Raw genomic sequence first — 24856 nt, 5'->3', positions numbered from 1 at the left:
CATTCCTGCATGAAGATATTGGGAAGTTGGTCCTTCTCCCCTGAAAACCGCAAGGATAGAGAACCGTCAACGCCCTTGGGAGGACAAGATGCAGGAACTGACCCATTACATCAACGGCGAGCACGTGAAGGGCACTTCGGGCCGCTTCTCCGACGTGTTCAACCCCGCCACCGGCGAGGTGCAGGCGCGCGTGCCGCTGGCCTCGGTCGAGGAGATGGATCAGGCGGTCCGCCTCGCCGCCGCGGCGCAGCCCAAGTGGGCCGCCGTGAACCCGCAGCGCCGGGCGCGGGTAATGATGAAGATGGTCGCGCTGCTGAACCGCGACATGGACAAGCTGGCCGAGGCGCTGTCGCGCGAACATGGCAAGACGCTGCCCGACGCGGCGGGCGACGTGCAGCGGGGCCTGGAGGTCGTGGAGTTCTGCGTCGGCGCGCCGCACCTGCTGAAGGGCGAGTTCACCGACGGCGCCGGCCCCGGCATCGACATGTATTCGATGCGGCAGGCGCTGGGCGTCTGCGCCGGCATCACGCCCTTCAACTTCCCGGCCATGATCCCGATGTGGATGTTCGCGCCCGCCATCGCCTGCGGCAACGCCTTCATCCTCAAGCCGTCCGAGCGCGCGCCGACGGTGCCGATGATGCTGGCCGAGCTGATGGAGGAAGCGGGGCTGCCCAAGGGCATCCTTCAGGTCGTCAATGGCGACAAGGCGGCGGTGGACGCCATCCTCGACCATCCCGAGATCCAGGCGGTGGGCTTCGTGGGATCGACGCCGATCGCGCAATACATCTACGGGCGCGGCGCGGCGAACGGCAAGCGCGTGCAGGCCTTCGGCGGCGCCAAGAACCACATGATCGTCATGCCCGACGCCGATCTGGATCAGGCGGCCGACGCGCTGGTGGGCGCGGGCTATGGGGCCGCCGGGGAGCGCTGCATGGCGATCTCGGTCGCGGTGCCGGTGGGCGAGGAGACGGCCGACCGGCTGATCGAGAAGCTGGTTCCGCGCATCGAGAAGCTGAAGGTCGGCCCCTACACCGGCGGCAAGGACGTGGACTACGGCCCCGTCGTCACCGCCGCCGCCAAGCAGAACATCCTGGCGCTGATCGAGACGGGCGTCGCGCAGGGCGCCGAGTTGGTCGTGGACGGGCGCGGCTTCAAGCTCCAGGGCTACGAGGACGGGTTCTTCGTCGGGCCGCACCTGTTCGACCGGGTGACGCCCGAGATGGACATCTACCGCAAGGAGATCTTCGGGCCGGTGCTGTCCACGGTGCGCGCCAAGACCTACGAGGAGGCGCTGGACCTCGCCATGAGCCACGAATACGGCAACGGCACGGCGATCTACACGCGGGACGGCGACACGGCGCGCGACTTCGCGGCGCGGGTGAACGTCGGCATGATCGGCATCAACGTGCCGATCCCGGTGCCGCTGGCCTACCACACCTTCGGCGGCTGGAAGAAGTCGGCCTTCGGCGACCTGAACCAGCACGGGCCGGACTCGTTCCGCTTCTACACGCGGACCAAGACCATCACCTCGCGCTGGCCCTCGGGGATCAAGGAAGGCGCGGCGCTGAACTTCCGTCAGATGGAGTGATCCGGCTCGCACGGGGATGAACCGACCGGCCCATAGGGTTGTTGCGTTCAGTGGCGCCCTCGGCTTTGCTGGGGGCGTTGCCATGCCGGAGGCGCCATGCCGCCCAGCCCCCCTGCCTGGACCCGACGGGCCGGGCTCCTGCACCTTCCGCCCTGGGCGGAGCGTGAGTTGGGGGCGCTGCCATCGGCGGCGGTCGAACGCGGAACGGTCCTCTTCCGGCCCGGCCAGTCGGCGCGGGGCTTCGTCGTGGTCCTGTCCGGCCGCATCGACGTCTTCCTGACCGGGCCCACGGGCCGCGAGATCCTCCTCTACTCGGTCGAGCCCGGGCAGAGCTGCGTGCAGACTACCCTGAGCCTTCTGGGCGGCGAGGACTACGCGGGCGAGGCCGTCGCGGCGGAACCCGCCGAGGTGGCGCTCATCCCGCGCGGGCTGTTCCTGCGCCTGATGGACGAGGCGCCCCCGTTCCGCGCCTTCGTCTTCGGTGCCTTCGGGGCGCGGATGCAGGAGTTGCTCCGGCTCCTTGAACGGGTGGCCTTCCAGCGCGTCGAAAGCCGGCTGGCCGCCGCGCTGCTCGCGATGGCCGAAGGGGACGAGGTGCGGGCGACGCAGGCCGAGTTGGCGACCCGCGTCGGAACGGCGCGCGAGGTGGTGTCGCGCCGCTTGGACGGCTTCGCCCGGCGCGGCTGGGTGGCGACGGACCGGGGTCAGGTGCACCTTCGGGACGCGGCCGCGCTGCGCCGGCTCGCGGCGGCGGAGGATCTTGCGTGACCAAGTCACAGACTGGCCCACGTGCCGCGCCTACGCTTTCCGCATGGTCGCAGGTCGCGGCCTTTCGAAAAGGGTTATCACGATGCTCAAGACCAATGTCGGCCCGGCGGACCGGGCCCTTCGGATCGTCCTAGGCCTGGGCCTGCTCCTGGGCTTCATCCTGAACCCGGACGCAGGCTGGCGCTGGCTCTACCTGATCGGCATCGTCCCGCTCCTCACCGGGCTGGTGCGGAGCTGCCCGGTCTATTCGCTCCTCGGGCTTTCCACCTGCCCGATGAAGCGGTGACGGCCTATTCGGCCGCGACCTTGCGCGAGTCCAGCAACGGCTTGAGGTAGTGACCGGTGTGGCTGTCGGCGTCGGCCGCGACCTCCTCCGGGGTGCCGGTGGCGACGATGCGGCCGCCGCCGTCGCCACCCTCGGGGCCGATGTCGATCACCCAGTCGGCGGTCTTCACCACGTCGAGGTTGTGTTCGATCACCACGACGGTGTTGCCCTGGTCCACCAGTTCGTGCAGCACCTCCAAGAGCTTCCTCACGTCCTCGAAGTGAAGGCCCGTCGTCGGCTCGTCGAGGATGTAGAGCGTGCGGCCCGTGCTCCGCCTGCTCAACTCCTTCGACAGCTTCACCCGCTGCGCCTCGCCACCCGAGAGCGTCGTCGCCTGCTGGCCGACCTTGACGTAGCCCAGGCCCACGCGGACCAAGGCGTCCATCTTCTCGCGGATCGACGGGACGGCGCGGAAGAACTCCTGCGCGTCCTCCACGGTCATGTCGAGCACGTCGGCGATGCTCTTGCCCTTGTGCAGGACCTCCAGCGTCTCGCGGTTGTAGCGCTTGCCCTTGCAGGTCTCGCAGGTCACGTAGACGTCGGGGAGGAAGTGCATCTCGATCTTGATGACGCCGTCGCCCTGGCAGGCCTCGCAGCGCCCGCCCTTGACGTTGAAGCTGAAGCGCCCGGACTTGTAGCCGCGCGCGAGGCTCTCGGGCAGGCCGGCGAACCAGTCGCGGATGGGCGTGAAAGCGCCGACATAGGTCGCCGGGTTGGATCGAGGCGTGCGCCCGATGGGACGCTGGTCGATGTCGATGACCTTGTCGAGGTGCTCGAAGCCGGTGATCGTCTCGCACGGCGCAGGCGTCTCGCGCGCGCCGTTCAGCTTCATCGCGGCGTTCTTGTAGAGCGTCTCGATGGTCAGCGTGGACTTGCCGCCGCCCGAGACGCCGGTCACGCAAACGAACCTGCCCAGCGGGAACTCGGCGGTGACGTCCTTGAGGTTGTTGCCGGTCGCCTTGACCACCGTCAGCGTCTTGCCGTTGCCGGGGCGCCGCTGGTCCGAGCGGACGGGGATGGCGCGGCGGCCGGACAGGTATTGGCCAGTCATCGAGTCCGGGTTGGCCGCGATCTCGGCGGGCGTGCCATGGGCCACGACCTCGCCGCCATGCACCCCAGCGCCGGGGCCGATGTCGAAAACGTAATCGGCCGTGCGGATCGCGTCCTCGTCGTGCTCCACGACGATGACGGTGTTGCCCTGATCGCGCAGGGAGCGCAGCGTCGCGAGCAGACGGTCGTTGTCGCGCTGGTGCAGGCCGATCGACGGCTCGTCGAGCACGTAGAGCACGCCGGTCAGGCCCGAGCCGATCTGCGACGCGAGGCGGATGCGCTGGCTCTCGCCCCCGGAGAGGGTCCCGGCGTTGCGCGACAGCGTCAGGTATTCGAGGCCGACGTTGTTAAGGAAGCCCAGCCGCTCGCGGATCTCCTTGAGGATGGCGCGGGCGATCTCGTTCTTCTGCTTCGAGAGGGCGTCGGGGACCGTCTGCACCCAGTCATGGGCCGCGCGGATCGACATCTGAACGACCTGACCCGCGTGGAGCCCGCCAATCTTCACCGCCAGCGCCTCGGGCTTCAGCCGGAAGCCACCGCAGGCATGGCAGGGGCGTTCGTTCTGATACTGCTCGAACTCCTCGCGCACCCAGGCCGAGTCGGTCTCCTTGAACCGGCGCTCCATGTTGGGGATCACGCCCTCGAAGGGGCGGCGCACCTGATAGACGCGCCCGCCCTCGTCGTAGCGGAAGACGATCTCCTCCTCGCCCGAGCCGCGCAGGATCGCCTCCTTCGCCGGTTCAGGGAGGTCCTTCCAGCGGGCCGTCCTCTCGAAGCCGTAATGCTTGGACAGCGCCTCGACGGTCTGGGTGGAATAGGGCGACTTCGACTTGGCCCAAGGGGCGATGGCGCCCTGGTTCAGCTTGCGCGTCACGTCCGGCACGACCAGCCGCTCGTCGAAGAACAGCTCGGCCCCGAGGCCGTCGCAGACCGGGCAGGCGCCATAGGGCGCGTTGAACGAGAACAGCCGCGGCTCGATCTCGGGGATGGTGAAGCCCGAGACGGGGCAGGCGAACTTCTCGCTGAAGGTGATGCGCTCGGGCTCCCCCTCTGCGGGGGCGGTCTCCAGGATGGCGATGCCGTCGGCGAGGTCGAGCGCGGTGCGGAAGCTGTCGGCGAGCCGCGTCTCCAGGCCGGCGCGCACGACAATGCGGTCCACCACCACGTCGATGTCGTGGCGCAGCTTCTTGTCGAGCGCGGGCACGTCCTCGATCTCGTGGAAGACCCCATCCACCTTGACGCGCTGAAAGCCCTGCTTGCGGAGGTCGAGGAACTCCTTGCGGTATTCGCCCTTCCGGTCCCGCACGAAGGGCGCAAGGAGGAAGCCGCGTGTCCCTTCGGGCATGGACATGACGCGGTCCACCATGTCCTGCACCTGCTGCGCCTCGATGGGCAGGCCGGTCGCCGGGCTGTAGGGGGTCCCGGCGCGGGCGAACAGGAGGCGCAGGTAGTCGTAGATCTCCGTCACCGTGCCGACGGTGGAGCGGGGGTTCTTGGAAGTCGTCTTCTGCTCGATGGAGATGGCGGGCGAGAGGCCACTGATGTGGTCCACGTCCGGCTTCTCCATCATGTCGAGGAACTGCCGGGCGTAGGCCGACAGCGATTCGACGTAGCGGCGCTGGCCCTCGGCGTAGATGGTGTCGAAGGCGAGGCTCGACTTGCCGGAGCCCGACAGGCCGGTGATGACCACCAGCTCGTCGCGGGGGATGTTGACGTCGATGTTCTTGAGGTTGTGCTCGCGGGCGCCCCGCACCTCGATGAACTTCTGCTCGGCCATGCCTGCGCCTCCTGGAGGGACGCGGTTACATAGCGGAAACGTCCGGCCGGGCCAAGCGGGATGGCGGAACTTTTGCGGAACAGGACTCCGCGACGGGCGAAGGCGGCGGAGCGGGACGATCTGCCCCAGGAGCGCCGAACCGAAGGAGGGTGCGTCCGCCCCCGCCAGGAGAGCCAGCCCGCTCGCGACACGAGACATCGAAACCGCGGGGCGCGGATTCGAGCGGGGCGGTCCGGAGGCCAGGATGAATCCGGTCGACATCAGGCGAGCAGGGCCATCTCGGTCAGGCGCTCGCGCAGGGAGCCGACGGTCAGAGCCAGGCCGTCGTCGAGCATCACCTTGGGCTCCCAGCCCAGGAGGGCCTTGGCGCGGGCGATGTCGGGCTTGCGCTGGCGGGGATCGTCGGCCGGCAAGGGTCGCCGTTCGAGGCGCGAGCGGCTGCCGGTCTGGGCGAGGACCTTCTCGGCCAGGGACAGGATCGTGAACTCGCCGGGGTTGCCGAGGTTGATGGGGCCGGTGACGTCCGGTTCCGATTCCATCAGGCGGATCAGCCCCTCCACGAGGTCGTCCACGTAGCAGAAGGAGCGGGTCTGGCTGCCATCGCCGTAGATGGTCAGCGGCTCGCCCCGGAGGGCCTGGACGATCAGGTTCGACACCACGCGGCCGTCGGCGTGGTGCACGCGGGGGCCGTAGGTGTTGAAGATGCGGGCGACCTTGACCTCCAGGCCGTGCTGGCGGTGGTAGTCGAAGAACAGCGTCTCGGCGCAGCGCTTCCCCTCGTCGTAGCAGGAGCGGGGGCCGATGGGGTTCACGTTGCCCCAGTATTCCTCCGCCTGGGGGTGCTGGATGGGGTCGCCGTAGACCTCGCTCGTGGAGGCCTGGAGCACCTTGCAGCGCAGGCGCTTGGCGAGGCCCAGCACGTTGATCGCGCCGTGGACGGAGGTCTTGAGCGTCTGCACGGGGTCGTGCTGGTAGTGCACGGGCGAGGCCGGGCAGGCGAGGTTGTAGATCTCGTCGGCCTCGACATACAGCGGGAAGGTCACGTCGTGGCGGATGAACTCGAACCGGGGATGGGCGTGCAGGTGGTCGATGTTGCGCTTGGTCCCCGTGAAGAGGTTGTCCACGCAGATCACCTCGTGCCCCTGGGCGAGCAGGCGGTCGGTCAGGTGCGAGCCGATGAAGCCGGCGCCGCCGGTGACCACGATGCGCTTGCGGCTGTCATAGACGCGGGGCATGACCTCTCCTCCTTGCGATGGGACGGGACGCGGCGGCGGACGGGCCGGCCGAGCGGGGGCTGGCCGGACGGGCCGTGTCGTCGTGCATGGTCATCGCGATCCCTCCCCTTTCCGTTCGAACGGTTGCGCCAGCGTCGAGGCCCAGTTCTAGCAGGTCGGAGTTAAGGAAGCCCTTACGGCCCCGCCCGCACGGCCCGTTCGGCGGTCGCTTCTCGGGACAAGTCTCATAGAATACGAATCAAATGCGGTCGTCCCTGCCCCGGACCCCATGGCCGGTCGGGCGGGACATGAGGGGCGGACATGACAAGGGGGGCCGCAGCGGCTGCGGCCCCCCTTGCCCGGATCGCGAGGATCAGGCGTTCGCCGACTTGCGGCGGCGCAGGGCCGCGAGGCCGCCCAGGGCGGAGATCAGCAGCAGGCCGGCGGCCGGGACCGGGATCACGGCGGCTTCGACGGCGAAGTCGATGTCGGCGGTGCCGCCGCCGTTCAGCAGGCCATCGTCGATCACGGTGCCCCATTCGACCAGCAGGTCGATGGATTCACCGGCGGCCACGATCAGCGTCGTCTCGGCGCCGTCGGTGTCGCCTTCCGGCACGGTCACCGGGCCGAGCGAGCCGAAGGTGAAGGTCACGCCGTCGGAGAAGGCGGCCGACACCTGAAGCACGGTGGCGCCGAAGAACGCCTGAACCGGGTTCGTGGAGCTGTTGAAGAAGCTGAAGGTGTAGGTCGTCCCGGCGTCGCCGATGTCGAAGTCGCCGTTGAAGAAGTAGTCGTCGGCCAGCAGGTCGTAGCTGCCACCCGGCGTCACGAAGGTCGTCGCGGAGGCCGTGAGCGGGGCCGCGGCCAGGGCCGCCGCCAGAGCGGTCGCCTTCCAGTTTGTGAGCATGAAGCCCTCCATATTCTATGCACAAGGCCTCGCCCATCACTGTGCGAGTGCAGCATAGAAGTAACATAACGGCGAGCGGCGCCAACAAAAAAAGGCGCAATCACGCCACATTCCTGCCCCAAACCTTAACCCATTGTCGCCAATATGGAAATCGTGCGCGAAAACTGGCCGGCCCTCGCCGGAGGGAGGAGGGCATCCTAACCTGCTCAACTTTCGGTAGTTTCGCAGACGAAGCCGCCGCGAACCCGGGCGGGCCGCGGCGGCGAATCTGTCGGCGCTGTTGCCCCGGGCCGGGGATCGGCGGGGTCGGATCGTGGCCCGATTGGGGCAGGATCGGGGCGGCCTTGAATGGACCCCGGATCGGGTCCGGGGCTGGCCGGGCGAAGGTCGGGCGGGGGCCCGGCGGAGGTCGGGCTAGAAGTGCAGCGCCCGTCCGTAGGCGTCGAGAACCGACTCGTGCATCATCTCGGAGAGCGTCGGGTGCGGGAACACCGTCTCCATCAGCTCGGCCTCGGTCGTTTCCAGGGAGCGGCCGACGATATAGCCCTGGATCAGCTCGGTCACCTCGGCTCCGACCATGTGCGCGCCCAGCAGCTCGCCGGTCTTGGCGTCGAACACGGTCTTGATGAAGCCCTCGGGCTCTCCGAGGGCGATGGCCTTGCCGTTGCCGATGAAGGGGAAGCGGCCGACTTTGACCTCGAAGCCCAGCTCCTTGGCGCGGGCCTCGGTGAAGCCGACGGAGGCCACCTGCGGCTGGCAGTAGGTGCAGCCGGCGATGGAGCCGGGCTTGAGCGGGTGGACGTGCTGGCCGGCGATGAGCTCGGCCACCATGACGCCCTCGTGGCTGGCCTTGTGGGCGAGCCAGGGGGCCCCGGCCACGTCGCCGATGGCGTAAAGGCCCTCGACGCCGGTGCGGCAGAACTCGTCGGTGACGACGTGAGTGCGCTCCACCTTCACGCCGGCCTCCTCCAGGCCGAGGTCCTCGACGTTGCCGACGATGCCCACGGCGGAGATGACGGTGTCGAAGACCTTGTCCTCGGTCTTGCCGCCGGCCTCGATCCGGGCGGTGACAGAGCCGTTGCCCTTGGTCAGCGCGACCTTGGCCCCCTCGTGGATGGTCATGCCCTGCTTGACGAACTGCTTTTTGGCGAAGGCCGAGACCTCGGCGTCCTCGATGGGCAGGATGCGGTCCGCGACCTCCACGACCGTCACCTTGGCGCCCATGGTGTTGAAGAAGCTCGCGAACTCGATGCCGATGGCGCCGGAGCCGATCACGAGGAGGTCCTTGGGCATCCGGGGCGGCTGGAGCGCGTGGCGGTAGCTCCAGATCAGGTCGCCGTCGGGCTCCATGCCCGGCAGGCTGCGCGCCCGCGCGCCGGTGGCGAGGATGATGGCCGGGGCCTGGAGGTCCTCGGTGCCCTTGTCGGTCGCGACGGTGACGCGGCCCTTTCCGGCGAGGCGGGCCTGGCCCATCACCACCTCGACCTTGTTCTTCTTCATCAGGTGGCCGATGCCGGACGACAACTGCTTGGCCACGCCGCGCGACCGCTTGATGACCGCGTCGAAGTCGAAGTCGGGCTTCTCGACCTTCAGGCCGAACTCCTTGGCGCGGTGGAAGAGGTGGAACACCTCGGCGGAGCGCAGGAGCGCCTTGGTCGGGATGCAGCCCCAGTTGAGGCAGATGCCGCCCAGGTGCTCGCGTTCGACGATCACGACCTTCTTGCCCAGTTGCGCGGCCCGGATCGCGGCCACGTAGCCGCCGGGGCCCGCCCCGATCACGATCACGTCGAAGCTGCGGGTCGCCATGCCATCATCTCCCCTGGCCCAAAGTGAGGCGTTGTTAGTGCATGGCGTGCCTCGTTGCCAGAGCGACGGGGCCAGAGCGACGGGTCAGGCGGCCTCGGCGCGCATCCGTTCGACCAGCGCGGGGTAGCCGCCCTCGGCCAGGAAGGCCCGTTCGGCGGGCGTGCTCTCGCGGCGCAGGACCTCGTTGCGGGTGGGGAAGCGGCCGAAGCGGCGGATCTGGTCGCGGTGGGCGCGGGCGTGGAGGAGCTGGTCGGGCGCGTCGGGGAGGCGGGCCTTGAACAGGCGCACGGCGCGGTCCTGGTCGATCAGGCTCTCGGAATGTTCGAGGGGAAGGTAGAGGAACTGACGCTCGGGCGGGGGGATCCTGAGGTCCCAGTCGCGGGCGATGGCGGTCTTGGCGGCGGCGCGGGCGTGCGGGTCCGAGGCGAAGGCGCGGGCGTCGCCCCGGAACATGTTGCGGGGGAACTGGTCGAGCAGGATCACGTAGGCGAGCGCGTCGTGCGGGGTGACGAGCCAGAGGCCGAGCCGGCCCTGCATCGCCGCCTCCCAGAGGGGGAGGAAGCGGTCGCGGAGCCGCTGGTCGAGGGCGTCGTCGGCGCGATACCAGCCGTCGGGGCCGACCTCGCGGAGCCAGACATCGAGCACCTCCTGCGGCGTGGGCAGCGTCATGGGATCGTCCTTTCGGTGCCGGCCGCGACGGGGGTGGCCGCGGCGGGGATGGGGGCGAAGGCCGTCTTGCCGTCCACGATCGGCTTGTCGGGCGCGGCGCGCATCCGCCAGGCGGCGTAGGCGGCGAGCAGCAGCATCACGGTGGCGATGATGGCCCAGAAGCCCTGCGGCCCCATGGCGTCCATCATCCAACCCACGACCAGCGGCCCGGCGATGGCGCCGAGCCCGTTGATGAACAGGAGGCCCCCCGAGGCCGCGGCCATGTCCTCGCGCTCCAGGTAGTCGTTGGCGTAGGCGATGAGAAGCGCGTAGAGCGGGTTCGAGGTTCCCCCGACGATGCCCGCCGCCAGCAGCACCAGCCAGAGCGGCCCCGGCCAGAGCAGCGCCAGGAGCGCGATGCTCCCGCCCAGAGCCGAGAGGCCGAGGATCAGCCAGCGGCGGTCCATGTGGTCCGACAGCCAGCCGATGGGATACTGCGCCACCAGCGCGGCGAGGTAGGTGAGCGACACCATCCAGAAGATCTGGTCCTGGCTCAGGCCCGCGCGGGTGCCGTAGACCGCCGCCATGCCGAACTGCGCGGCGAACACGCTGCCCAGCAGGAACATCCCCGCGCAGGCCAGCGGCGAGGCGGCGACGAGCCGTCGCATCTTGAGCGGCTTGGTCGCGGCGTGCTGGGGCGTCGTCTGCGTGGCCGAGAGGAGCGCGGGCGCGAAGCTGAGCGAGACGAGGATCGAGGGGATGATGAAGACCACGAACCCCGACACGTCGTTGAGCGAGATGAGCCACTGCGCCGTGACGATCCCGCCCATCTGCACGACCATGTAGAGCGACAGCGCCTTGCCCCGGTTGGCGTTCGAGGCGGCGGCGTTCAGCCAGGATTCGGCGGTGATGTAGACGCCGCAGTAGCAGAAGCCGATGGCCGCGCGGGCGAGCGCCCAGACCCAGGGCTCGGGCAGGACCGGATACAGGATCAGGATGGCCGAGATGCCCGAGCCCAGCGCCGAGAACACCCGGACGTGCCCCACGCGGCGGATCAGCAGGGGCGCGAGGCGGCTCGCGAAGAGGAAGCCCACGAAGTAGGCCGACATGACGACCGAGATTTCGAGGGTCGAGAAGGCCTCCATCTCGCCGCGCAGGCCCAGCAGCGTGCCCTGGAGCCCGTTGCCGATCATCAGGAGATACATCCCGAGCAGGAGCGCCCAGGCGCTTCCGAGGACTTGCAGCATTCCGCCCGGCTCCTTGCGTTTTCCCTGCGCCTACCAGCCCGTCCCGCCGTCGTCTGGCCCAAAGGCGACCCGTGGGCGCGGGCCAGCGCCCTCTTTGGTGCCTGCGTCGGGCGGGCTTCGGCCCGCCACCTGGTGCCCCCTGGACGACGGCGGGCCGAAGCCCGCCCTACGGCAGCAGGAGCGAGGCGTCGCCGTAGGAGAAGAAGCGATAGCGCTCCGCGATGGCGTGGGCGTAGATGGCGCGGACGCGATCCAGCCCCATCAGCGCGGAGACCAGCATCATCAGCGTGGAGCGCGGCAGGTGGAAGTTGGTCATCAGGCCGTCGGCCACCCGGAACTCGAAGCCCGGCGTGATGAAGATGTCGGTCTCGCCGCGCCAGGGCCGCAGGTCGCCCCCGCGCGCCGCCGATTCGATCAGCCGCAACGCCGTGGTGCCGACCGGGATCACCCGCCCGCCCGCGCGCCTGGTCGCGGCGATCTCGGCGGCGGCTTCGCCCGTCACCTCGCCCCATTCGGCGTGCATCCGGTGCTCGGCGATGTCGTCCACCTTGACCGGCAGGAAGGTTCCCGCGCCGACGTGCAGCGTGACATGGGTGAAGTCCACGCCCCGCGCCCGCAGCGCCGCGAGCAGGGGCTCGTCGAAGTGCAGCGAGGCGGTGGGCGCGGCCACCGCGCCGGCCCGCGCGGCCCAGACGGTCTGGTAGTCCTCGCAGTCGTGGTCGTCGGCGGGGCGCAGCGCCTCGATGTAGGGGGGGAGCGGCATCCGGCCCGCCCGCGCCAGCGCCTCGGCGAAGGCGTCGGGGGAGAGGGCGAAGCGCAGGAGCCCCTGCCCCGCCTCCGCCCCCTCGAAGGTGGCCGAGAGCCCGCCGCCGAAGTCGATGGCCTCGCCCTCACGCAGCTTGCGCAGCGGCTTGAGGAGCGCGGTCCAGAGCCCCTCGCCCCGGTCCGACAGCAGCGTGGCCGCGATCCGCGCCACCGCCTCGCCCCGCCGCCGGGTGCCTTCCAGCCGCGCCGGGATCACGCGGGTGTCGTTCAGCACCAGCCGGTCGCCGGGGCGCAGCACGGCGGGCAGGTCGAGGACGCGCAGGTCGTCGATGCGGTCCGGCCCCGCCACGAGCAGCCGCGCGGAGGAGCGGGGCCGCGCCGGCCGGGTGGCGATCAGTCCCTGGGGGAGGTCGAAGTCGAAGTCGGACAGTCTCATGGCCCCCGCCTACCCCGCGCCGACCCGGGGAACAACGTCAACCGGGCGGCGCGGAGCGGCGGAACAGCTCGCGCAGCGCGCCGGGCGCGAGGAGCGAGAGCGGGTTCACCCCCACCTCCGGGTCGTCGGCGTCACCGGTTAGCGTGAAGTTGACGCCGAGCAGCCCCTCGCCCGGCCGGGTCAGGATCGAGCCGATGCCGTTCAGGATGTAGAGCGGCGACAGCACGCCCTCGAAGTCCATGCGCTCGCTGGTCAGGTCGTAGGCCCCCGTCGCGGAGAGCCCGAGCCCCGCGCCGATCGCGCTGCCCTGGCTGACGGTGACGCGGTCGGGGTCGATGCGGAACTCGGCCCCCACCTCGTCGAAGACGATCCCCTGCCCGCCGAGCTGCTGGAGGAGCCCCACCACCGAGGCGGCGTTGAGCAGCGAGGCCAGCACCGGCGCGTCCACCACCTTGAGCCCGGCGATCCACAGCTCGCCCCTGTAGCCGTCCTCGCCCTCGGGCAGGAGGAGGAGGTCGAGCGTGCCGCCCTCGGCGCGGGTGAAGATGTCGGCGGCGGTCATCACCGCGCCGGCGTCGGTGCCTTCGATGCGCGCGCCCACGCGGTCGCCCTGCGGCGCGACCCGGCCCGTCACCGCCGGCCCGCCGTTGACCCGGCCCGAGAACACGCCCTCCAGCCCCGCCTCGGTGCCGAACTCGCCGGCGAAGTCGGTGAGGGCGATGCCCTCGGTCACCTGGAGCCGGTCGAGGCGGGCGCTGATCGGCCCGCCCTCGCCACCGCCGCCGCCACCCTCGCCGAAGGTCGCGCGGGAGAGATCCAGCGTGCCGCCCGCGACCTCGATGGCGGGACTGTCGCTGCCGGGCCGGGCGGTCAGGATCGCCGGCACGTCGAGCCAGTCGCCCAGGCGGACGCGGGACAGGCGCAGTCGGTCGAAGGCCCCGCCGGAGGTCAGCCGCAGGTCGCCCTCGGCGCGCAGCCCCGCCGCGTCGAGGCTGATCCGGTCCACGCGGACGGGCGAGCCGAGGCTTCCCTCCACCGCCAGCGCGCCCGCGCGCCCCGGCGGCTTGGACCAGCCCAGCTCGGGGAGCGCCAGCCCAAGGCCCCCGAGGTCCGAGCGGACGGCGAAGGCGGGGGCCTCGCCGGGGATCAGGTCCACGGTCAGGTCGGCCGTCCCCGCGCCGCGCACCGCGCCCTCGGGCAGGACGATGCCGAACTCGGCCAGCGTCTCGGGGGTGATCTCGACCCGGGCCTCCACCCGTGACCGGCCGCCGGCCTCGGGGCCGAAGCCCTGTCGCCAGCCGCCGCTCGCCCGCGCGGCGCCCACGCGCGATTCGCCCGAGATTTCGATGCCGCCGTCCGTCGCGCGGGCGGTCAGGCGGTCGGCGGTCAGCACATGGCCGGGGATGAGCTGGTCGCTCCGCACCCCGGTCAGCGCGGTGGCGATGTCGAAGCGCAGCTCTCCCGGCCGCATGGGGCCAAGGATCAGGTCGATGGTGCCCCGGGCCTCGGCCGCGCCCTCGGCCAGCGTCACGGGCAGCCCGGCCGCCGTCAGGAAGCCCCAGGGCGGCTGGTCCAGCACCGACAGGCCCGCCGCGATCGGCCCTCGCGCCGACAGGTGGGCCGTCGCGGCCGGGCGGGGGCCGCCGCCGGGATGGACGACGAAGGCGGTCCCGGCGAGGTCCAGCACCCCGCCGGCGGGCGCGCGGAGCCGGCCCCGCTCCAGCGCCACGGAGAAGCGGCCCCCTTCCCATTGCAGGCGGCCCGCGCCGCCGGTGACGGGCGGCTGGTTCCAGAGCGGGCGCAGCGTCGCCCCGTCGAACGCGGAGGTCAGGGCGACGGTCGGGGCGGCCCCGGGCTCGATCCGCAACGCCGCCGCCACGTCGCGGAAGGTCCCGGCCGTCACGTTGGCCTCGATCCAGTCGCGCAGGCCGGGCCGCAGCCGTTCCGGCCAGAGCGCCAGGAGGCGGTCGCGCGTGGCCTCGGGGAGCCGCCCGTCGAGGGCGACGCGCCAGCCCTCGGGCAACGACTCCACCCGGCCCGAGGCGTCGATGCGGGCCTCCCCCTCGCCCGGCAGGCCGAGGCTCGCCTGCGCCACGTCCACCGTGAAGGGGTCGAGCCGGAGGCGGAACTGCGCGGTGGCGCCCGGCAGCTCGATGGGCGCGTCGTAGAGGCCGGGCGGCGCGGCCGTGATGCGGCGCAGCGCGAACTGGCCCAGCAGCGCGCGAGGCAGGCCCGCCTCGATCTCGCGCAGCCAGGCGCGGCCCTCGCCGGCGACGCCGCCCCAGGCGCTCTCGACCTCGACGTTGTTGAAGCGGACGGACTGGCTGGCGGGGTCGTAGGACAGGTAGGCGCGGGCGACCTCGAAGGGGACGCCGGGCGCGCGGGGGTTGGGGCGCAGCTCGCCCCCGGCGATCTTGAGCGCGACCGAGGTCGGCCCCAGCGCGCCGGTGTCGTCCAGCTCCACCCGCAGCGCCATGGAGATGGGGGCGTCCACCACCCGCAGCCAGGTCAGCGCCGGGCCCTGGCTGGCCACGTCGGCGGCCGCCACGTCGGTCAGGGTCAGGGCGATGCGGGCGGCGGGGCTGCCGCGCGGGCTCTCGTAGTCGAGCCGGGCCCGCGACACGTAGGACCGGCCCGACAGGACCGAGACGTCGCCGCGCAGCCGCGTCGTCCCGCCGCCGAGGTCGAGCGACAGCGCGCCGCCGTCGAGCGTCCAGGTCCGTCCCGCCCGCGCGTCCTCGTAGTTGACGATCAGCCCCTCGACCCGCACCGTCCGCAGCGCCGCGAGCGCCGGACGCTCGAAGAGCCGCTCGAACTGGTCGGGGAGCGAGGCGAGGCCGCGGACGCGGCCCTGGGGCGGCGCGCTCCCGTCGCGGCCGAAGGCCACCTCGACGCTGCCGTCCGCCGCGCGGGCGAGCGACAGCTCGGCCCCCACGAGGTCGATCTCCTGCACGAGGAGGCTGCGGGCGAACAGGAGCCCGCGCGGCGAGACCTGGACCCGCGCCTCGGGGACGCGGGCGATGCGCCGCCCGTCGCGATCGGCCAGCGTCACGTCGAGCAGCCGCACCTCCGGATGCAGGTCGGCCGGCAGGCGCAGGGCGATGGAGCCGAACCGCAGCGCCCCCCCGCCCAGCGCCTGCGCCGCCGCCTGCTCGATCCGTGCGCGCACCCAGTCGGGGGCCGTCACCTCGCGCCCGATCAGGAGGGCGGGCGACGCCAGCGCGAGGAGCAGGACGGCCCCCGCGATCCAGCGGCCCGGCCGCCAGCGGGGCGGAGACGGCCGCCAGCGGGGCGGAGACGGGCGCCAGCGGGGCGGAGACGGGCGCGCGTCGGCGGTGGCGACGGCGGCGGTGGCCTCCGATGCGTCGGGGGAATCGGGGCTGGGGGCCGTCCACGCTCTCATCGGTGTCATCATCGCGCCACGCTTGCGCGAACGGAAGGCGCGGCGTCGCCGAAACCCTTCCCCAACGGTCACGCCTGCGCGAAGAACGGCGCATGACCCTTTCCCCCGGCCAGATCGCCCCCGACTTCACCCTGCCCCGCGACGGCGGCGGCGCCGTGTCCCTCGCCGACCTGCGCGGCCGCGCCGTCGTGCTGTTCTTCTACCCCGCCGACGACACCCCCGGCTGCACCACCGAGGCGCAGGACTTCACCGCCCTCCTCCCCCGGCTGGAGGCGGCGGGCGCGGCGGTGCTCGGCATCTCGGGCGGGACCGTCGCCGCGAAGGAGAAGTTCATCGCCAAGGCGGGCCTTGGCGTGCCCCTTCTCGCCGACGAGGGCGGCGAGGTCATCCGCGCCTATGGCGCCTGGGGCGAGAAGTCGATGTACGGCAAGACCTACACCGGCCTGATCCGCACCACCGTCCTTCTCAACGCGGAGGGCAAGGTGGTCCGCACCTGGACCGTCCGGGGCGTGAAGGGCCACGCGGAGCAGGTCGCCAAGGCGGCGGAGGATCTGCGCGCGCCGTCCTGAGAGGGAACCCGGGAATCGCCCCGGGCCCGTCAAGACCCGTCCAGGCCCGTCAAGCCCCGCCACCATCCCGCCTCGGTGCCGCCACCTTTCGGCCGAAAACCGTTCCGAATCCGATTCCCGATCGGCAGAATCCCGCCATTCGGCCGGTCTCGTCCGGTCCTGCGGTTCGCTTGCGGCACCTGCGCGGTTGCGGGCCCGCCCCCCCGCCGCTAGCGCTGTGGCCGGGACAGGGGGCCGGAGAGGCCCCGGCAGAACGGGGCGGAACCATTGATTCCTTCACTCAAGCAGCGGGCGCACGCGGCCCTCGAACGCCGCTTCCCTGAGCGCCGGCTCTTCCTGAAGTCCGAGGACCACACCCGCTTCATCCGGCTCAAGCCCGAGACCCAGCTCGCCGCCTGGATGGGCGGGACCGCGGTCGTCGCCTGGAGCATCGTCGCCACGGCCATCGTGCTCATGGACACGATCGGGTCGGGCAACTACCGGGACCAGGCGCAGCGCGACAAGTTCATCTACGAGGATCGGCTCAACGCCCTCTCGGCCGAGCGGGACGAGCGCGCGCAGGAGGCCGTCGCCGCGCGCGAGCGCTTCTCCGCCGCGCTCCGCCAGATCTCCGAGATGCAGGGCCAGCTCCTCGCCTCCGAGGAGGCCCGGCGCGAGCTGGAGACCGGCCTCGACGTGGTGCAGGCGACGTTGCGCCGCGCCATGACCGAAAGGCAGGCGGCCCGCGAGCAGGTCGCCGCGCTGCGGAGCGAGCAGGACGCCCCCGGCGCGGACCCCGAGGACATGGCCCGCACGCTTGACTTCGTGACCCGGGCCCTCGCCCAGGCCGCCGCCGAGCGGGACGGCCTGCGCTCCGAGGCCGAGGAGGCGACCCAGCTCGCCGGCGACCTCGACCTCGAACTGCGCCTGACCCGGGAGCACAGCGACGAGATCTTCCGGCAGCTGGAGGACGCGCTCCAGATCTCCGTGGAGCCGCTCGACAACCTGTTCCGCAGCGCCGGGCTCGACCCCGATCACCTGATCGAACAGGTGCGGCGCGGCTATTCCGGCCAGGGCGGGCCGCTGACGCCGATCCAGATGTCCACCATGGGACAGGCCTCGGCCGACGACGGCACGCTGCGGGCGAATCGGCTTCTGGACGAGCTGGACCGCATCAACCTGTATCGCGTCGCGGTGGAGAAGGTGCCCTTCGTCCTGCCGGTCAACGACTCGTTCCGCTACACGTCCGGATTCGCCCAGCGCTGGGGCCGGATGCACGAGGGCGTGGACATGGCCGGCCCCATCGGCACGCCGATCAGCGCCACCGCCGATGGCGTGGTGGTCTTCGCCGGCTGGGCCTCGGGCTACGGACGGCTCATCAAGATCCAGCACGAGTTCGGCATCGAGACGCGCTACGGCCACCTCAACCAGATCCGGGTGGAGGTCGGGCAAAGGGTCTCGCGCGGGGATCGGATCGGTGATATGGGCAACTCCGGACGCTCCACCGGCCCCCATCTCCACTACGAGATCCGGGTCGGGGGCGAGCCCATCAACCCCATGATCTACATCGGAGCAGGCAACGATGTTCTCTAAGTCCAAGATCAACGAGCCGGGTCCCGGCGCCGCGCCGCAGCCGCAGCCTGCGCCAGCGCCCGGCACGGCCGTCGGTCAGGCCGCGGACTATCGGCCCCAGGCTCCGAAGGCGAAGCCCCCGGCTTCGATCCTGAGTTCGGACCTGCACATCAAGGGCAACATCAAGACCAGCGGCGACGTGCAGATCGAGGGGCAGGTCGAGGGCGACATCCGCGCCCACCTGCTGACCGTCGGCGAGGGCGCGACCGTGCGCGGCGAGCTGGTGGCCGACGACGTGGTCATCAATGGCCGCATCATCGGCCGGGTGCGCGGCCTCAAGGTGCGCCTCACCTCCACCGCGCGGGTCGAGGGCGACATCATCCACAAGACCATCGCCATCGAATCGGGCGCGCATTTCGAGGGCTCGGTCCAGCGGCAGGACGATCCGCTGAACGCGGCGACCAAGGTGCTGCCCAAGCCGACCCTCCCGACCGAAGCGCAGTAAGCCCGGCGGCACGGCATCGGGGGCGTCGCGATCCGGTCGCGGCGCCCCCTTTCTCATGGCGCGACCAGCGCCCGGCGGTAGAGGTGCCAGGTTGCGTGGCCCAGCACCGGCAGGACCACCACCAGCCCCAGGAACCACGGCAGGAGCGCCAGCAGCGTCGCCAGCGCGATCAGCGCCGCCCAGGCCGCCATCGCCAGCGGGTTCGCGGCCACGCAGCTCACGCTCAGGATCATGGCGCTCACGAAGTCCACCTCCTTGTCGAGCAGGAGCGGCAGGCTCACCACCGTCAGCGCGAACAGGAGGAAGGCCAGCACGCCGCCCACCACGAACTCCACGGCGATCATCGTCAGGCCGTCGGCGGTCAGCAGGACCTCCCAGCTCGTGCTGATGTTGGTCATGGTGGACAGCCCCATGAACAGCGCGAAGATCATGTGGGCGAGGAAGGTCCAGAACAAGAAGTAGATGACGATGATCGCCCCCGCCCAGGGAAGCTGGCGGTTGCGCTCGGCCCAGACGACGCCCAGCACCTCGCCCCAGCGCAGGGGCGCGCCCCGCTCCAGCCGGCGGCTCACCTCGTAGAGCCCGGCGGCCGCGAAGGGCGCAAGGAGCGGGAAGCCCAGCGAGGTCGCCAGGGTCCAGGCCACCGTCCCCGCCCCGAGCCAGATCATCAGGAAGCCGCCCAGCACGTAGACCGCGCTGAAGAACAGCCCAAAGCGCGGCGCGGCGCGGAAGTCGGCGGCGCCGGCCGACAGGGCGGCCCGCAGGTCCGCCCAGGTCAGGCGCGCGATCGCGGGCAGCGGGGATGCGGGCGCGGGCCGGTCGGCCCCGGTCGGGTCGGCGCTGGATGTCATGGCGGGCTCCTCCTTCCCCCGGGGCCGATCCTCGCGCGGCGCGGGCCTTCGGGGAAGCCCCTTCGCGCGTTCGGCCTCCATGACATGAAAAGGGCCGGGACGGGCTCGCGCCCCCCGGCCCCGCGCGGTCCGCGCTTGGCTCAGCAGCCCAGGCGCTCGCGCTCCTCGATGGAAGCCTGACGCTCGACCTCGTTGGTTTCCGAGTTCTCGATGCGGAGCGCCAGGTTCTCGCAGGTGCCGGCATTGCTCGGGGCGCTGATCTGCGAGCTCAGGATCCCTTCGGGCGTCGTCCCCGCGGTCTGGGCGTCGGTCGCGCCGATGCCGGTGTTGGTCCCGGTCCCGAGGACGCCGCCCTCCTCGCAGGCCGCCAGCAGCAGCAGCGCGGGAATGGCGACGACGGTCAGTCTCGAAATCATGGTGTGGCCTCCTTGGGTTGCTGGCCACGAGCTAGACCTGTTTGTCCCTGGGTCAATCTTTCGCGAGCGAGCCGTGGCGCCTCCGTGGCCCGGGCGCCGCGCGAGGGGACCGGCCCGCCGCGCGGCCCGGAAGGCTCAGGATCCGGCGGGCGGGGACGGCGGCGGAGCCACGCCCACGGCGGTCGCGCCGGTGCCGCCGGCGTTCGGGACGATGGCCACCGCCGGCGAGCCGGGCGTGGTCGTCACCGAGGCGCCGCCGCCGGCCGGATCCACGGTCACGGTCGTCGCGGGCGGCGGCGGCTGACATCCGGCCAGCAGGACCACGCCCGCGCCAAGCAGGAGGGGGAAGCGAAGGTTCATGGGGGAACTCCTTGATTATCCAAGGCGGAGCTAGGCTCCCCCGACCCCTCGTCAATCTTCCGCGAGCGCCTCGGCCCGGCTCTTGCCCGCCACGTTCCCCGCCAGCGTCGCCGCCATGAAGCCGTCGAGGTCGCCGTCGAGCACGCCCTGCGTGTCCGAGGTCTCGTAGCCCGTCCGCAAATCCTTCACCATCTGGTAGGGTTGCAGCACGTAGGACCGGATCTGGTTGCCCCAGCCCGCATCGCCCTTGGATTCGTGAGCGGCGTTGATCGCAGCGTTCCGCTTGTCCAGCTCCATCTGATACAGCCGCGACTTCAGCGCCTTCATGGCGATGTCGCGGTTCTGGTGCTGCGACTTCTCGGAGGACGTGACCACGATCCCGGTCGGGAAGTGGGTGATCCGCACGGCCGAGTCGGTCTTGTTGACGTGCTGCCCGCCCGCGCCCGACGACCGATAGGTGTCGATGCGGATGTCCTTGTCGGCAACCTCGATCTCGATGGCGTCGTCCACCACCGGATAGACCCAGACGCTCGCGAACGAGGTCTGGCGCTTGTCGCCCGATCCGAAGGGGCTGATCCGCACCAGCCGGTGCACGCCCGACTCGCTCTTGAGCCAGCCATAGGCGTTGTGGCCCGAGATCTTGTAGGCCACCGACTTGATGCCCGTCTCCTCGCCCGGCGTCTCGGACTGCAGCTCCACCTTGTGGCCGTGTCCTTCCGCCCAGCGGACATACATCCGCGCCAGCATCGACGCCCAGTCGCAGCTCTCGGTGCCGCCCGCGCCCGCGTTGATCTCCAGGAAGGTGTCGTTGGCGTCCGCCTCGCCGTCGAGCAGCGCCTCCAGCTCCTGCCCCGCCGCGCGGTCGCGCAGCGCGCGCAAGGACGCCTCGGCCTCCGCGACGATCTCCTCGTCGCCCTCGGCCTCGCCCATCTCGATCAGCTCGACATTGTCGTTCAGCTCCCGCTCGAGCGACTCGACGTTGCCGAGCTTGTCGAGCAGCACCTGCCTGTCGCGCATGAGCTTCTGGGCCGCCTCCGGGTCGTCCCAGAGCGTCGGGTCCTCGACGCGGGCGTTGAATTCCTCCAGCCGGTGGCGGGCCGTCTCGCGGTCCATGCGGCGGCTCACCAGCTCGACCGAGGAGCGGATCGCCTCCACGATGTTCTGTGTCTCGGTTCGCATGGCTCGTCCCTCGGAGATGATCGGCGGCTCATAGCCCGGCCGGTCAGGCCGGGCAAGGCGGGGTCCCTAGTAGAGCCCGCCCGACGACAGCGTGCCGAAGCCCGCGCTCGGCCCCACCGTGGCCGTCCCCCCGGTCGAGGTGGTGACGTTCCGGGACGACGCCCGCACCTCGTCCACCAGCGGCAGGTCGCCCACCATCTCGAAGCCGCCGTCGTAGGTCACGCCGAAGATCGGCTCCTCGCCGGCGCGGAAGCACTCGGCCACCACGTTCTCGCCCGCCGCGTCGTCGGGCAGCCGCGCGCCCGAGAAGCGGTCGATCTTGATGAAGCTGCACCCCGACGGGACCGCGAAGGGACCGCCGCCGTAGCGCGCGACCGCCTGCTCCATGACCTCCTGGAACACCGGCGCGCAGACGCCGCCGCCCGTGGCCCCGCCCATCGGGCGCGGCGTGTCGTAGCCGATGTAGCAGCCCGCCACCACGTTCGACGAGAAGCCGATGAACCACACGTCCTTGGCCTCGTTGGTGGTCCCCGTCTTGCCGGCGATCGGCACGGGGAGGTTGATCGCCTTGGCCGCCGTCCCCCGCTCGACCACGCCCTCCATCATCGAGGTGAGCTGGTAGGCCGTCACGGCGTTCATGATGCGCGAGCGGTCGCTCTGGACGTGCGGGGCCTGGCCCTGGGGCAGCCGGGGATTGCCGCAGTCGATGCAGACCCGCTGGTCGTGGCGGTAGATCGTCCGGCCGTAGCGGTCCTGCACCCGGTCCACCAGCGTCGGCTCCACCCTCTCGCCGCCGTTGGCGAACATGGCGTAGGCGGCGACCATGCGGAACAGCGTCGTCTCCTGCGCGCCCAGCGCGTTCGACAGGAAGGGCTGCAACTCGTCGTAGACCCCGAACCGTTCGGCGTAGCGGGCGACGGTGTCCATCCCCACCTCCTGCGCGAGGCGGACGGTCATCAGGTTGCGCGACTGCTCGATCCCCGTCCGCAGCGGCGTCGGCCCGTAGAAGGTGTTCGAGGCGTTCTGCGGCACCCAGAGCCCCTGGGGCGTGTCGATCTCGATGGGCGCGTCCACGACGATGGTCGCGGGCGTATAGCCCGAATCCAGCGCCGCCGCGTAGACGAAGGGCTTGAAGCTCGACCCCGGCTGCCGCCGCGCCTGCGTCGCCCGGTTGAACACCGACGACTGGTAGGAGAAGCCCCCCTGCATCGCCAGCACGCGCCCCGTGTTCACGTCCATCGCCATGAAGCCGCCCTGCACCTGTGGCACCTGCCGCAGCGTCCAGCGCGCGAAGGCCCCGTCCTCCAGCAGCTTGCGGACCAGCACCACGTCGCCCGGCGCGAAGGTCTCGGCAAAGCTCCCCGGGATCCAGCCGATGTCGGCGCGCGGCACCATCGGCGCCTCGGCGTGCTCCCCCTCGATGCCAAGCCGCATCTCGGCCTCGCCGACCTCCAGCACCACCGCCGGATACCATTGGCCGCCCAGCGCGATGTCGCGCGGGGCCTCGAACCCGGCCAGCGCCTCGCGCCAGAGCACCTCGTCGCCCAACGCCTCGGCGGGCAACTGCCCCAGCGTCCCGTGCCAGTGCCCGAGACCCCGGTCAAAGTCCTCCAAAGCCCGCTGGAGCGCCTGCGCCGCCTCCACCTGCAACTCCGGGTCCATGGTGGCGCGGATCGACAGCCCGCCCGAGAAGAACTCCTCCTCCCCGAAGTTGGCCGACAACTGCCGCCGGATCTCGTCGGTGAAGTAGTCGCGCGGCGGCAGCGTGGAGCGGAAGCTCGGATAGGCCCCCGACTGCACGGTCAGCAGCGGCGCGGCGATCTCGGCTTCCAGGGTCGGCCCGTCGATGTAGCCGTCCTCCGCCATCCGCCGCAGCACGTAGTCGCGCCGCTCCACCGCGCGGGCGTAGTCGCGGACGGGGTGCAGGTTCGACGGCTCCTTGGGCAGCGAGGCGAGATAGGCCACCTCGCCCGGTGACAGCGCCGAGAGCGGCTTGTTGAAATAGCTCAGCGCCGCCGCCGTCACCCCGTAGGAGTTCTCGCCCAGGAAGATCTCGTTGAGATACAGCTCAAGGATGTCGTCCTTGCTCATCGCCTTCTCGATGCGCGTGGCGAGGATCAACTCCTTGATCTTCCGCTCCGCCGACCTTGAGCCGTCGAGCAGGAAGTTCTTCATCACCTGCTGCGTGATCGTGGAGGCCCCCCGCAGGTCCGCCCCCCGCGACCGCACCGCGTCGAGCCCGGCGGCGGCCATGCCTTGCAGGTCGAAGCCGGGATGGGTGTAGAAGTTCTGGTCCTCCGCCGCGACGAAGGCGTTCTTCACGAGGTCGGGGATCTCCTCCGACGGCGTGAACAGCCGCCGCTCGGTCGCGAACTCGTCGATGATGCGGCCTTCCGCGTTGTAGACGCGGCTGATCGTGCGCGGCGCGTACTGCGACAGCACCTCGGTCGAGGGCAGGTCGCGCCCGTAGACGTGGAAGACCGCCCCCACCGTGACCGCCGCCAGAACGAGCCCGAGGCAGAGCGCCGAGAAGATCCCGCCAAGGAAGGACATGAGAAATCGCAGCACGGGGTCCGTCCTCACGGCTGGGGGAACCCGACGCTTATAGGCGCGGCGGCCCGCGCGGTCAAAAGCGGATGGCTTGCAATCGGCGTCGATGCGCCCGAAGCCTCGTCAAAAGGACGTGCGGCCGTGACCGGCCCATAGGAGCGAGGGGCCATGAAGCCCGAGGACGTGATCCCCACCTACGACCGCGAGGGCCCCGCCTGGGCCGCGACCCGCGACCGCCGCCTGATCGAGAGGCCCTGGCTGGATCGCGCGCTGATGCTCGCGCCGCACGGGCGGGGACGCCGGCGGGTGCTGGACCTCGGCTGCGGCGCCGGGCGGCCCATCGCGGAATACCTGATCGACCGGGGCTGCATGGTGACGGGCGTGGACGCCTCGCGCCCGATGATCGAGCTCTTCGCCCGCGTCGTCCCCCGCGCCGTCGCGCTCCACGCCGACATGCGGACGCTGCGCCTGTCGGACACCTTCGACCTGATCCTCGCCTGGGACAGCCTGTTCCACCTGCCCCCCGAGGACCAGCGGGCGATGTTCGGGATCTTCTCCTCCCATGCCGCGCCGGGGGGCGTCCTGCTCTTCACCGCCGGCCCCGAGGTGGGCGAGCGCATCGGCGTCATCGGCGGATCGTCCCTCTACCACGCGAGCCTCGACCCCACCGACTACCGCGCCCTCCTCGACGACTGGAGCTTCGAGGAGCTGGGCTACTGGCCCGAGGAACCCGCCTGTGGCAACCGCACCATATGGATGGCCCGGCGGCGTTAAGCAGTATTAACTGTTCGTTAACATCGACGTAGTAGGGCGAGCTGAAATCCCGTCGGCAACCCCGAGAGTCCTCGTGGCCCTACATGTCTGCATTGCCGAGAATCGCGTCTGCGACGAGACCGGCGTCAAGCTCCTGGTCCTCAGCCTGCGCCGGCACGAACCGGACT

20 protein-coding genes are annotated in these 24856 nt (G+C 71.0%); 7 read left to right on the top strand and 13 right to left on the bottom strand.

The features are described from left to right. Window positions 1–88: 88 nt before the first annotated feature. The 3 genes from J2Z33_RS09065 to J2Z33_RS09055 all read left to right on the top strand — a co-directional run bounded on the left by J2Z33_RS09065 (window position 89) and on the right by J2Z33_RS09055 (window position 2642). Entirely contained in the window at window positions 89–1588 is a 1500-nt protein-coding gene (locus J2Z33_RS09065; RefSeq protein WP_209840063.1) for a CoA-acylating methylmalonate-semialdehyde dehydrogenase, read from the top strand. A gap of 96 nt (window positions 1589–1684) precedes the next feature. Next, window positions 1685–2356, top strand: coding sequence for a Crp/Fnr family transcriptional regulator (locus J2Z33_RS09060; RefSeq protein WP_209840062.1), 672 nt, complete (start codon window positions 1685–1687; stop codon window positions 2354–2356). Between the two features lie 82 nt (window positions 2357–2438). Then, window positions 2439–2642 carry a YgaP family membrane protein gene (locus tag J2Z33_RS09055; RefSeq protein ID WP_209840060.1) on the top strand — a complete coding sequence of 68 codons (204 nt, stop codon included), beginning with the start codon at window positions 2439–2441 and terminating at the stop codon, window positions 2640–2642. 4 nt (window positions 2643–2646) lie between these two features. On the opposite strand, the gene uvrA is transcribed toward J2Z33_RS09055, so the two are convergent. From uvrA to J2Z33_RS09015, 8 genes are all read right to left on the bottom strand, one after another. After that, window positions 2647–5508, bottom strand: a complete 2862-nt coding sequence (gene uvrA, locus J2Z33_RS09050) for an excinuclease ABC subunit UvrA (protein ID WP_209840058.1) — start codon at window positions 5506–5508, stop codon at window positions 2647–2649. 260 nt (window positions 5509–5768) lie between these two features. Then, the gene (locus tag J2Z33_RS09045) at window positions 5769–6743 is read right to left on the bottom strand and encodes a UDP-glucuronic acid decarboxylase family protein (protein ID WP_209840056.1); all 975 of its coding nucleotides are present in this window, start codon (window positions 6741–6743) and stop codon (window positions 5769–5771) included. Window positions 6744–7095: 352 nt separating this feature from the next. Beyond that, the gene (locus J2Z33_RS09040; protein ID WP_209840054.1) at window positions 7096–7629 is read right to left on the bottom strand and encodes a VPLPA-CTERM sorting domain-containing protein; all 534 of its coding nucleotides are present in this window, start codon (window positions 7627–7629) and stop codon (window positions 7096–7098) included. Window positions 7630–8043: 414 nt separating this feature from the next. Further along, on the bottom strand, window positions 8044–9435 hold the full coding sequence (gene lpdA, locus J2Z33_RS09035) for a dihydrolipoyl dehydrogenase (protein ID WP_209840053.1): 1392 nt from the start codon (window positions 9433–9435) through the stop codon (window positions 8044–8046). Between the two features lie 84 nt (window positions 9436–9519). Next, window positions 9520–10098 carry a DUF924 family protein gene (locus J2Z33_RS09030; RefSeq protein ID WP_209840186.1) on the bottom strand — a complete coding sequence of 193 codons (579 nt, stop codon included), beginning with the start codon at window positions 10096–10098 and terminating at the stop codon, window positions 9520–9522. Window positions 10099–10100: 2 nt separating this feature from the next. Then, entirely contained in the window at window positions 10101–11330 is a 1230-nt protein-coding gene (locus J2Z33_RS09025; protein ID WP_209840051.1) for an MFS transporter, read from the bottom strand. A 166-nt stretch (window positions 11331–11496) separates the two neighbouring features. After that, complete coding sequence (gene queA, locus J2Z33_RS09020) at window positions 11497–12531, bottom strand: tRNA preQ1(34) S-adenosylmethionine ribosyltransferase-isomerase QueA (RefSeq protein ID WP_209840049.1); 1035 nt, start codon at window positions 12529–12531, stop codon at window positions 11497–11499. A gap of 37 nt (window positions 12532–12568) precedes the next feature. After that, window positions 12569–15934, bottom strand: a complete 3366-nt coding sequence (locus J2Z33_RS09015; RefSeq protein WP_209840047.1) for an AsmA-like C-terminal region-containing protein — start codon at window positions 15932–15934, stop codon at window positions 12569–12571. Between the two features lie 92 nt (window positions 15935–16026). Between J2Z33_RS09015 and J2Z33_RS09010 the strand changes: the two genes are divergently transcribed. From J2Z33_RS09010 to J2Z33_RS09000, 3 genes are all read left to right on the top strand, one after another. Then, on the top strand, window positions 16027–16503 hold the full coding sequence (locus tag J2Z33_RS09010; RefSeq protein ID WP_209840045.1) for a peroxiredoxin: 477 nt from the start codon (window positions 16027–16029) through the stop codon (window positions 16501–16503). A gap of 267 nt (window positions 16504–16770) precedes the next feature. Then, a complete protein-coding gene (locus J2Z33_RS09005) occupies window positions 16771–18075 on the top strand; it encodes a M23 family metallopeptidase (protein ID WP_209840043.1) in 1305 nt (434 codons plus the stop codon). Further along, on the top strand, window positions 18065–18559 hold the full coding sequence (locus J2Z33_RS09000; RefSeq protein ID WP_209840041.1) for a bactofilin family protein: 495 nt from the start codon (window positions 18065–18067) through the stop codon (window positions 18557–18559). Before J2Z33_RS09005 ends, J2Z33_RS09000 begins: the two co-directional genes overlap by 11 nt. Before the next feature lie 53 nt (window positions 18560–18612). Here J2Z33_RS09000 and J2Z33_RS08995 read toward each other — a convergent pair whose 3' ends face one another. The 5 genes from J2Z33_RS08995 to J2Z33_RS08975 form a co-directional block, all read right to left on the bottom strand. Next, entirely contained in the window at window positions 18613–19410 is a 798-nt protein-coding gene (locus J2Z33_RS08995; protein WP_209840039.1) for a DUF2189 domain-containing protein, read from the bottom strand. A 140-nt stretch (window positions 19411–19550) separates the two neighbouring features. Continuing rightward, window positions 19551–19826 (bottom strand): hypothetical protein, encoded by a 276-nt coding sequence (locus tag J2Z33_RS08990; RefSeq protein ID WP_209840037.1) that lies wholly within the window; start codon window positions 19824–19826, stop codon window positions 19551–19553. Window positions 19827–19961: 135 nt separating this feature from the next. Next, window positions 19962–20186: a hypothetical protein gene (locus tag J2Z33_RS08985; protein ID WP_209840035.1), complete on the bottom strand. Its 225-nt coding sequence runs from the start codon at window positions 20184–20186 to the stop codon at window positions 19962–19964. Window positions 20187–20237: 51 nt separating this feature from the next. Further along, window positions 20238–21365 (bottom strand): peptide chain release factor 2, encoded by a 1128-nt coding sequence (prfB, locus tag J2Z33_RS08980; RefSeq protein WP_209840033.1) that lies wholly within the window; start codon window positions 21363–21365, stop codon window positions 20238–20240. Between the two features lie 66 nt (window positions 21366–21431). Continuing rightward, the gene (locus J2Z33_RS08975) at window positions 21432–23933 is read right to left on the bottom strand and encodes a penicillin-binding protein 1A (protein ID WP_209840031.1); all 2502 of its coding nucleotides are present in this window, start codon (window positions 23931–23933) and stop codon (window positions 21432–21434) included. A gap of 150 nt (window positions 23934–24083) precedes the next feature. Between J2Z33_RS08975 and J2Z33_RS08970 the strand changes: the two genes are divergently transcribed. Next, entirely contained in the window at window positions 24084–24689 is a 606-nt protein-coding gene (locus J2Z33_RS08970) for a class I SAM-dependent methyltransferase (protein WP_209840030.1), read from the top strand. Window positions 24690–24856: the final 167 nt, after the last annotated feature.

Source organism: Rubellimicrobium aerolatum (genome assembly GCF_017872975.1).
In the GTDB taxonomy this organism is placed as follows: Bacteria; Pseudomonadota; Alphaproteobacteria; order Rhodobacterales; family Rhodobacteraceae; genus Rubellimicrobium; species Rubellimicrobium aerolatum.
Note: the sequence above shows the minus strand (reverse complement) of the source record. Positions and strands in the feature narration are given on the sequence as shown.

Coding starts and splice junctions, on each gene's coding strand:
- J2Z33_RS09065 (WP_209840063.1), top strand. CDS start 89: ATGCAGGAACTGACCCATTACATCAACGGCGAGCACGTGAAGGGCACT.
- J2Z33_RS09060 (WP_209840062.1), top strand. CDS start 1,685: ATGCCGCCCAGCCCCCCTGCCTGGACCCGACGGGCCGGGCTCCTGCAC.
- J2Z33_RS09055 (WP_209840060.1), top strand. CDS start 2,439: ATGCTCAAGACCAATGTCGGCCCGGCGGACCGGGCCCTTCGGATCGTC.
- uvrA (WP_209840058.1), bottom strand. CDS start 5,508: ATGGCCGAGCAGAAGTTCATCGAGGTGCGGGGCGCCCGCGAGCACAAC.
- J2Z33_RS09045 (WP_209840056.1), bottom strand. CDS start 6,743: ATGCCCCGCGTCTATGACAGCCGCAAGCGCATCGTGGTCACCGGCGGC.
- J2Z33_RS09040 (WP_209840054.1), bottom strand. CDS start 7,629: ATGCTCACAAACTGGAAGGCGACCGCTCTGGCGGCGGCCCTGGCCGCG.
- lpdA (WP_209840053.1), bottom strand. CDS start 9,435: ATGGCGACCCGCAGCTTCGACGTGATCGTGATCGGGGCGGGCCCCGGC.
- J2Z33_RS09025 (WP_209840051.1), bottom strand. CDS start 11,330: ATGCTGCAAGTCCTCGGAAGCGCCTGGGCGCTCCTGCTCGGGATGTAT.
- queA (WP_209840049.1), bottom strand. CDS start 12,531: ATGAGACTGTCCGACTTCGACTTCGACCTCCCCCAGGGACTGATCGCC.
- J2Z33_RS09015 (WP_209840047.1), bottom strand. CDS start 15,934: ATGAGAGCGTGGACGGCCCCCAGCCCCGATTCCCCCGACGCATCGGAG.
- J2Z33_RS09010 (WP_209840045.1), top strand. CDS start 16,027: ATGACCCTTTCCCCCGGCCAGATCGCCCCCGACTTCACCCTGCCCCGC.
- J2Z33_RS09000 (WP_209840041.1), top strand. CDS start 18,065: ATGTTCTCTAAGTCCAAGATCAACGAGCCGGGTCCCGGCGCCGCGCCG.
- J2Z33_RS08995 (WP_209840039.1), bottom strand. CDS start 19,410: ATGACATCCAGCGCCGACCCGACCGGGGCCGACCGGCCCGCGCCCGCA.
- J2Z33_RS08990 (WP_209840037.1), bottom strand. CDS start 19,826: ATGATTTCGAGACTGACCGTCGTCGCCATTCCCGCGCTGCTGCTGCTG.
- J2Z33_RS08985 (WP_209840035.1), bottom strand. CDS start 20,186: ATGAACCTTCGCTTCCCCCTCCTGCTTGGCGCGGGCGTGGTCCTGCTG.
- prfB (WP_209840033.1), bottom strand. CDS start 21,365: ATGCGAACCGAGACACAGAACATCGTGGAGGCGATCCGCTCCTCGGTC.
- J2Z33_RS08970 (WP_209840030.1), top strand. CDS start 24,084: ATGAAGCCCGAGGACGTGATCCCCACCTACGACCGCGAGGGCCCCGCC.